7 protein-coding genes are annotated in these 7,639 nt (G+C 44.8%); all 7 read right to left on the bottom strand.

Features of this window, described 5'->3' with window-relative positions; genetic code table 11:
- Nucleotides 1-462 precede the first annotated feature (462 nt).
- The gene (locus tag KIV40_RS19420; RefSeq protein WP_285350832.1) at nucleotides 463-1,242 is read right to left on the bottom strand and encodes a phosphoadenylyl-sulfate reductase; all 780 of its coding nucleotides are present in this window, start codon (nucleotides 1,240-1,242) and stop codon (nucleotides 463-465) included.
- Nucleotides 1,235-2,971, bottom strand: a complete 1,737-nt coding sequence (cysI, locus tag KIV40_RS19415) for an assimilatory sulfite reductase (NADPH) hemoprotein subunit (protein WP_285350831.1) — start codon at nucleotides 2,969-2,971, stop codon at nucleotides 1,235-1,237. The genes KIV40_RS19420 and cysI overlap by 8 nt, the downstream gene beginning before the upstream one ends.
- Nucleotides 2,971-4,845, bottom strand: a complete 1,875-nt coding sequence (locus KIV40_RS19410; RefSeq protein WP_285350830.1) for an assimilatory sulfite reductase (NADPH) flavoprotein subunit — start codon at nucleotides 4,843-4,845, stop codon at nucleotides 2,971-2,973. Before KIV40_RS19410 ends, cysI begins: the two co-directional genes overlap by 1 nt.
- Before the next feature lie 117 nt (nucleotides 4,846-4,962).
- On the bottom strand, nucleotides 4,963-5,193 hold the full coding sequence (locus KIV40_RS19405; RefSeq protein WP_005451530.1) for a hypothetical protein: 231 nt from the start codon (nucleotides 5,191-5,193) through the stop codon (nucleotides 4,963-4,965).
- Between the two features lie 149 nt (nucleotides 5,194-5,342).
- Complete coding sequence (locus KIV40_RS19400; protein ID WP_285350828.1) at nucleotides 5,343-6,008, bottom strand: TIGR04219 family outer membrane beta-barrel protein; 666 nt, start codon at nucleotides 6,006-6,008, stop codon at nucleotides 5,343-5,345.
- A gap of 100 nt (nucleotides 6,009-6,108) precedes the next feature.
- Entirely contained in the window at nucleotides 6,109-6,324 is a 216-nt protein-coding gene (gene pspG / locus KIV40_RS19395) for an envelope stress response protein PspG (RefSeq protein WP_045369295.1), read from the bottom strand.
- Between the two features lie 163 nt (nucleotides 6,325-6,487).
- A complete protein-coding gene (dusA, locus tag KIV40_RS19390; protein WP_045369338.1) occupies nucleotides 6,488-7,468 on the bottom strand; it encodes a tRNA dihydrouridine(20/20a) synthase DusA in 981 nt (326 codons plus the stop codon).
- Nucleotides 7,469-7,639: the final 171 nt, after the last annotated feature.

Raw genomic sequence — 7,639 nt, 5'->3', positions numbered from 1 at the left:
CCACACAGATTGATAGGTTCTTATTTTTAAAGAGCTACTCTTCTTTGTGATTCACATCACTTCGGAAGAGGCGGCCATTCTAGCGAGATAATTTTCTGTGTCAAACACTTTTTGCTATTTATTTTATTTTCTAAAGTAAAAGCAATTAACTATTTCGTTTTTCTTTCTGACCTTGTCGACTTTGCTTTGAAGCCTTGTGAGCTCTGCCCTGTCGACAAGGAGGCATTATAGAGATCGCGCTCACATTGGCAAGCGTTATTTTGCAAAAATTGCAAAAATAATGGTTAAACGATGAGTTTTCGATCAAACCTTTATTTACCCAACTTTACCCCAAGAAAGCAAACAACTTATCCACAGAGTTATCCTTTTTCACCCTCTTTTTCTTCCTCTATAAATAAAGAAAGCTGCTTTACAGCAGCTTTCTTTATTTACCCTGAACACGACTTTCGCCAGAGCTAGCATCTAAATGCCTGAGCCATCCTGCTCACTACCGTCGTCTTCATGTAATCCACACTCACGCTTTAAGCCAAAGAAACGGGTTTCTTCTTCTGACATACCCGGCTCCCACGTTCTACTGGTATGGGTATCTCCTACTGATAAGTAGCCTTGCTCCCAAAGAGGGTGATAACTCAAACCATGCTCTTCTAGGTAGTAGTGCACATCCTTATTAGTCCAGTCGATCACTGGTAAGAATTTAAATATGCCATTTTGAATCGACAAGATTGGTAGACCTGCACGAGATTGACTTTGCTCTCGACGCAAACCTGAAAACCAAGTACCGACGTTTTGCTCACGTAGAGCTCGTCGCATTGGCTCGACTTTGTTTATCTTGTTGTACTTTTCAATTCCTTCTATACCTTGTTCCCAAAGTTTTCCATAACGTGCTTCTTGCCAATTGGCACTTTCTTTTGCTCGGTACACTTTAAGGTTGAGGTTCAGTTGCGCTTTCAGCTGGTCGATAAATTGATAAGTCTCTGCAAATAGATAACCGGTGTCCGTTAGGATAATTGGAATGTCCGGCTTTTGTTGTGTCACAAGATGGAGCATCACTGCGGCTTGGATACCGAAACTGGAAGAGACTGCGAACTCCCCTTCCAAGTTCTCCAATGCCCACTTTACTCTCTCTTGTGCCGAAAGCTGTTCGAGCTCGACATTGATTTGAGCAAGACGGAGGATTTGCTCCGTCTTTGTTAATGTCAGTAACTCTGCTAGCTCCGGTTTGGACGCTACAGAATCAAGCATGGAAGTCCCTCTTTGATACGAACACTTCTTGGATAATGCCAGCTCGAATTGTGAAGTCACCAAATGCTTCGCCTTCTTCACGTTCAGCAGCCCAACGAGCCACCAGCAGATCAATCTCTTCTAAGATTTGCTTATCCGTAATGTTCTCTTTATACATCTTCGGTACTCGAGTACCACCGCGGTTACCACCTAGGTGTAAGTTGTATCGACCTGGTGCTTTACCAACTAAGCCGATTTCTGCCAGCATTGCTCGACCACAACCATTTGGACACCCTGTTACACGAAGAATGATGTTGTCTTCTTCAGGGATACCATGCTTTTCTAGAATACCTTCCACATCGGTTACGAACTGCGGTAGAAAGCGTTCTGCTTCTGCCATGGCTAAAGGACATGTAGGGAACGCCACACACGCCATCGAGTTCTTACGTTGTTCACTTACGCCGTCATCCATTAAGCCATGTTCACGAGCAATCTTCTCGATCTTCGCTTTTTGGCTTTTTGGTACACCAGCAACAATCAGGTTTTGGTTTGCTGTCATACGGAAATCGCCTTTATGGATTTTGGCAATTTCAGCAACGCCTGTCTTAAGTGGTTTACCCGGGAAATCTAATAGACGGCCGTTTTCGATGAAGAGTGCTAGGTGATGCTTACCATCTATCCCTTCAACCCAACCGATACGGTCACCACGTTCTCTGAATTCGTAAGGACGGCTTTGCTCAAACTTAACACCGGCACGTTTTTCTACTTCCGCTTTAAACACATCACTACCGACACGATCTAATGTGTATTTGGTTTTTGCATTCTTACGGTTAGAACGGTTACCCCAATCACGTTGAGTTGTTACTACAGCAGCAGCAACATCAAGTGTTTTCTCCAATGGAATAAAACCAAAGTCATCCGCTCTACGTGGGTAGGTTGACGTATCGCCATGCGTCATCGCTAGACCGCCACCAACAAGTACGTTAAAACCAACCAACTTGCCGTTATCTGCAATCGCTACGAAGTTAAGATCGTTAGCGTGTACGTCTACGTCATTTTGCGGTGGGATAACCACTGTGGTTTTAAACTTACGTGGTAAGTAGTTCTTACCTAGAATCGGTTCGTCTTCTTCCGTGCTTTCTACTTTTTCACCGTCCAACCAAATCTCTGCATAAGCACGTGTCTTCGGTAGTAGATGCTCACTGATCTTCTTCGCCCATTCGTAAGCTTCTTGGTGTAGCTCCGACTCCACTGGGTTAGTGGTACACAACACGTTACGGTTAACGTCACCCGCAGTTGCAATCGAGTCAATACCAATGCTGTTTAACGTTTGGTGCATCAACTTGATATTTGGTTTTAGCACGCCATGGAACTGGAACGTTTGACGAGTAGTAAGGCGAATACTTCCATATAAAGAGTGCTCGGTTGCAAACTTGTCGATCGCTAGCCATTGCTTTGGCGTAATGATGCCACCCGGCATACGCGCACGAAGCATGACATTGTGCAGCGGCTCCAACTTTTGTTTAGCACGCTCGTTACGGATATCGCGGTCATCTTGCTGGTACATTCCGTGAAAACGAATCAATTGGAAGTTGTCTGCAGTAAAGCCACCAGTAATACGGTCTTGCAGATCTTGTTCAATCGTTCCACGCAGTAAGTTACTTTCTCTTTTAAGGCGCTCATTATCCGAGAGTGGACCAAGCACCTCACCTAATACTTCTTGGCTGTTTGATTGTTGATTCGCGCTCATTAGTACACATCCCTTTGGTAACGTTTCGCTTTACGTAGATCGTTGATAAATGCTTCGGCTTCTTCACGAGATAGCTTGCCTTGTTGCTCGGCTACAAATACCAGCGCATCGTGAACATCTTTTGCCATACGAGTGGCATCACCACATACATAGATGTAGGCACCATCTTGAATCCATTGCCAAACTTGTTCAGCGTTTTCTAGGATGCGATGTTGAACATAAACCTTCTCTGCTTGGTCACGGCTAAACGCAACATCAAGGCGAGTCAGCAAACCTGACTTGAGGTACTTCTGCCATTCCACTTGGTAAAGGAAATCTTGAGTAAAGGTACGGTCACCAAAGAACAACCAGTTCTTGCCTTCCGCGTCACGGTTATCACGCTCCTGAATAAAGCTGCGGAAAGGCGCAATACCAGTACCAGGACCAACCATGATGATTGGAGTGTTGTCATCTTGTGGCAGTTTGAAGTTATTGTTGTGCTCAACAAACACCTTCACTTCACCGCCTTCTTCTAGACGTTGAGCGAGGAAACTTGATGCTCCGCCATAGCGCTTTTCATTACCTTTGTCGTATTCAACCAAGTCTACGGTTAGATGAACTTCTTCATCTACTTCCGTTTGACTCGAAGCGATAGAATATAGACGAGGTGTCAATCGACGAAGCAAACCAACCAATTCTTCTGCACTTAGCTTGGTCTTCTTCTCTGCAAGTACATCTACAACTTGCGTATTTGCAGCGTACTCACGAAGCTTGTCTTTATCTTCCACTAGCTTTTGCAGTTTCTTACTACCAGATAACTCTGCGAATTTAGTGACAAACTGAGGGTTTGATGCGGTGATTTCGTACTTGCTAACCAATGCACTATGAATAGAAAGGCTTTCGCCATCCACTTCAACACTTTCTACACCGGATAGACCAGCCTTAGCTAAGATAGCGTTGGCTAATTCTGAACTATTGTCGAACCAAACACCTAGCGCATCACCTGGCTGATAGGTCAAACCCGACTCTTCGAGATCAATCTCTACATGGCGAACGTCTTTACCTGAATCACGGCCCGTGATTTTCTGGCTGGTCAGTAACGTTGCGGTATATGGGTTTTGCTTGTTATAAGCAGAATGTCCTGGAGCGGCTTGACCAACAGGTAGTTGAACGACTTCTGCTTCATTACCTGAAGAAAGAGCTTCTTTTACTTGTTCAAGCGCTTGCTTACGCCATTCTGCAGCCAGCGCTTCATAATCCACATCACAATCAATGCGATCGATGAAGGCAGTTGCGCCTAACTTAGACAAGTAAGTATCGAAGTCTTTGCCCGTTTGGCAGAAGAACTCATAACTAGAATCACCCAGTGCAATCACGGCGTATTGTAGATTTGGTAACTTGGGTGCTTTCTTAGATTGAAGGAACTCATGCAGTTCAATGGCATTGTCTGGCGCTTCGCCTTCACCATTGGTCGACGCCACGATGATCACGTGAGTCTCTTTTGCTAAGTTCTTGCCTTTGTAATCGCTAGCATCAAACAGCTCTACAGCAATGCCTTCTGCTTTGGCTTCTTGCTCTAGCGCTTCAGCAACGCCTTTCGCATTACCAGTTTGAGAAGCAAAAATGATGCTCAGCTTGCCTGCTGGTTTTGCAGCAACAGAAGCAGCCGCCTGTGCGATAGGCGTTGCAGCCGCTGCACTTGGTTGGTTTTGAGCGAGTCCCCAGAAGTAACCGCTGACCCATGCAAGTTGCTGTGAAGACAACTCTGAGACAGTTTGCTGGAGTGAGTTAAATTGCTGGTCATTAAGCGGGCTTGCGATTGGTGGATTGCCACCTTGCCCATTATTATCTTCCGACACTTTCTTGTGAGAATATTCATTCTGTTGAAAAGACATTGTCACGACATCCCTATTCATTGCGTGACGATAGATTAACCACTCTCTCTAATAACAAGAAAGAATAGAAGAGAATGTTTTATAACTTTTTGGAAGTAAGAACGTTGGACCTAGTGCTCAGCGATCCTCAATACGAACTTGTTGAAAGCCAACCGCCAACGCGGATTTTGATGCCGTATCGAGGTCATCATATAGGCACTCTTCCCCATGACTGTCTGTGAGACAAACAAACCCTCCACGGGCATGGCGAAACTCAACAACCCATCCTCCCTCTTGAATTGAAGGCTCGATGATGGCTTCTACTAGCTGGTTGTCACGAAATAGATGTCGTAATTCATTTATTGTCATCGCAATCCCTGCTCCAACTTTTCTACATTGCTCTCAATAAGCATGGTCGAAGACTGAAACTTGGGCGAGAAATTCGATTTAATATAATGAAGTGATATAAAAAAACGCCGCTTATAAAGCGACGTTTTAAAGGAATGAATGCAGCGTACTTAGAAAGAAAACTGAGCACCAACAAAGAAGCCGTCTGCAAAAATGAACTCTTTACCTAGGTTCGACAAGAATTCTTCAGACTCTAAATCAATCACACGGTAGCCACCACGGAATGTTAACTCAGACTCTTGGAAAGGAATTCGGTACTGAACACCAGCCATTAGGTCGGTACTCTTAATGCCTTTGTTATCGCCGAAGTTCATTTCACCAATCACATCAAAGTTTGTGTTTGGCACTGTGATTTCTGCATAGCCGTACCAAGCCCAAATCAGTTCATCAAAGTCTTCAGTGCGAGCATTAGTGCCTGCGTCTACGTATTTTGTATCGCTCAAATTACTAAAGGTCAGACCCGCATCAAAATGCATCAAGTCGTGTTCAAGAATTTGGTAGTAAAGAGTGAGATCAAGTTTGTCGAAACCCATGTAATCCGCATCAACACTTGAGTAACGAAGGCGCGCATTGGGAACGTACTTTACGTCATGCTCTATCGCAGCATAATAAGAACCCGTTGTGTCGCTATCTCTTCTTACTTCATTCACTTTGGTATCCGCTACCCAAACTTCCGCACCGACCTTGGTAGTCAAAGAAGACTCTTGCTCTGCAAAACAAGGGTTAGACGCTGCCAACGATAGTGTCGCTAAAGCGATGGTCGCTTTATATGTCATGTAATTTTTACTCCGAGATAGCTGATTTCAACATTAAGGGGCATGTGAGAAATACTAACATACTCTCACAGCCCGCCATCAACTAAATCTCTACAATCCGTTACTTATAACGAGGCTGAGCGACGAAGTTTTTAAAAAACCATATACCTAATGCAATGACTATCAACCAAGGCAATAGTTTTAATACTACGCCCACCATACCCAACAAGAACATCACAACCAATGCGATACCTGTCGCGGCAAATACGGTCACCATGGTAATACCGGTTACCAACAGGGTTGCTGTGAAAACTAAAATAAAGATCAGCTCCAACATAATCACTTCTCCTTTGTTTTAGTTTTACTAGAGCAGGTTCCATACCAACTTACAAAAAACAGCATAAACCAATGATATTTAGACAAAAATAAAGCCAGAGGCATTTCCACACTCTGGCTTTATCATTTGTCAGTTGGTCATTTTCACCAACCACTGGTGAAATTTACACATTCAATTCTTTTGGGATCTTCGCTAGTGCGTCTTGCAGCACTTCTAGGCCAGAACCCGGTTTGTGCGCGTTTTCACTGATGTGACGACGCCATTGACGAGCACCCGGCATGCTTTGGAACAGACCAAGCATGTGGCGTGTGATGTGACCTAGGTAAGCCCCTTTTGCCAATTGCGCTTCAATGTACGGGTACATCTCTTCAACAATTTCGCTGCGCTTTTTCACTGGCGTGTTTGAACCAAACAGTTCTTGGTCAACAGATGCCAACAAATAAGGGCTTTGGTACGCTTCTCGGCCGATCATCACACCATCTAGGTATTGTAGATGCTCTTTCGCTTCTTCTAATGATTTCACACCACCGTTAATCGCAATCGTTAAGTGTGAGAAATCTTTCTTCAGTTGGTAAGCGCGTGGGTAATCCAATGGTGGGATCTCACGGTTCTCTTTAGGGCTTAGACCGCTTAACCATGCTTTACGTGCGTGGATAGTGAACTGCTCACAGCCACCCTTCTCAGAAACAATAGATACGAAATCGGTTAGGAACTCGTAAGAGTCTTGGTCATCGATGCCGATACGTGTTTTCACAGTAACAGGCACGTCTACCACGTCTTTCATCGCCGCAACGCAGTCGGCTACCAATTGAGGCTCTGCCATTAAACATGCACCGAAGCGACCATTTTGAACACGATCCGACGGACAACCCACGTTTAGGTTAATCTCATCGTAGCCGCGCTCCTGTGCTAGCTTGGCACACGTTGCCAAATCTGCCGGGTTAGAACCACCAAGCTGAAGGGCTAACGGATGCTCTTCTTCGTTATAAGCCAGGAAATCCCCTTTTCCATGAATGATCGCGCCTGTAGTCACCATTTCGGTGTACAACAGGGTTTCTTTGGTCATCAAGCGATGGAAGTAGCGACAATGACGATCCGTCCAATCCAACATTGGTGCTACAGAGAGCCTGCAAGAATGAGTCATGATATAAACACCCGTTTTTACGTTGCCAAGATAGAGCGCGACGGTGCGCTCAAAAAATGAAGTCGAGTATTGTATACCCACTGTGCAGTGGATGCGAGTGTTGTGAGCTTACTTCCCAACTGGTGTATTTCGGCATTGGGATCTCGTTCTGTGATATCGGTTACTCTCTCT

Source organism: Vibrio sp. D173a (genome assembly GCF_030248475.1).
This window is presented reverse-complemented; position numbering and strand designations above follow the sequence as displayed.

Bases quoted from the DNA above. Each gene is read 5' to 3' on its own strand.
- KIV40_RS19420 (WP_285350832.1), bottom strand. From the start codon at position 1,242: ATGCTTGATTCTGTAGCGTCCAAACCGGAGCTAGCAGAGTTACTGACA.
- cysI (WP_285350831.1), bottom strand. From the start codon at position 2,971: ATGAGCGCGAATCAACAATCAAACAGCCAAGAAGTATTAGGTGAGGTG.
- KIV40_RS19410 (WP_285350830.1), bottom strand. From the start codon at position 4,845: ATGTCTTTTCAACAGAATGAATATTCTCACAAGAAAGTGTCGGAAGAT.
- KIV40_RS19405 (WP_005451530.1), bottom strand. From the start codon at position 5,193: ATGACAATAAATGAATTACGACATCTATTTCGTGACAACCAGCTAGTA.
- KIV40_RS19400 (WP_285350828.1), bottom strand. From the start codon at position 6,008: ATGACATATAAAGCGACCATCGCTTTAGCGACACTATCGTTGGCAGCG.
- pspG (WP_045369295.1), bottom strand. From the start codon at position 6,324: ATGTTGGAGCTGATCTTTATTTTAGTTTTCACAGCAACCCTGTTGGTA.
- dusA (WP_045369338.1), bottom strand. From the start codon at position 7,468: ATGACTCATTCTTGCAGGCTCTCTGTAGCACCAATGTTGGATTGGACG.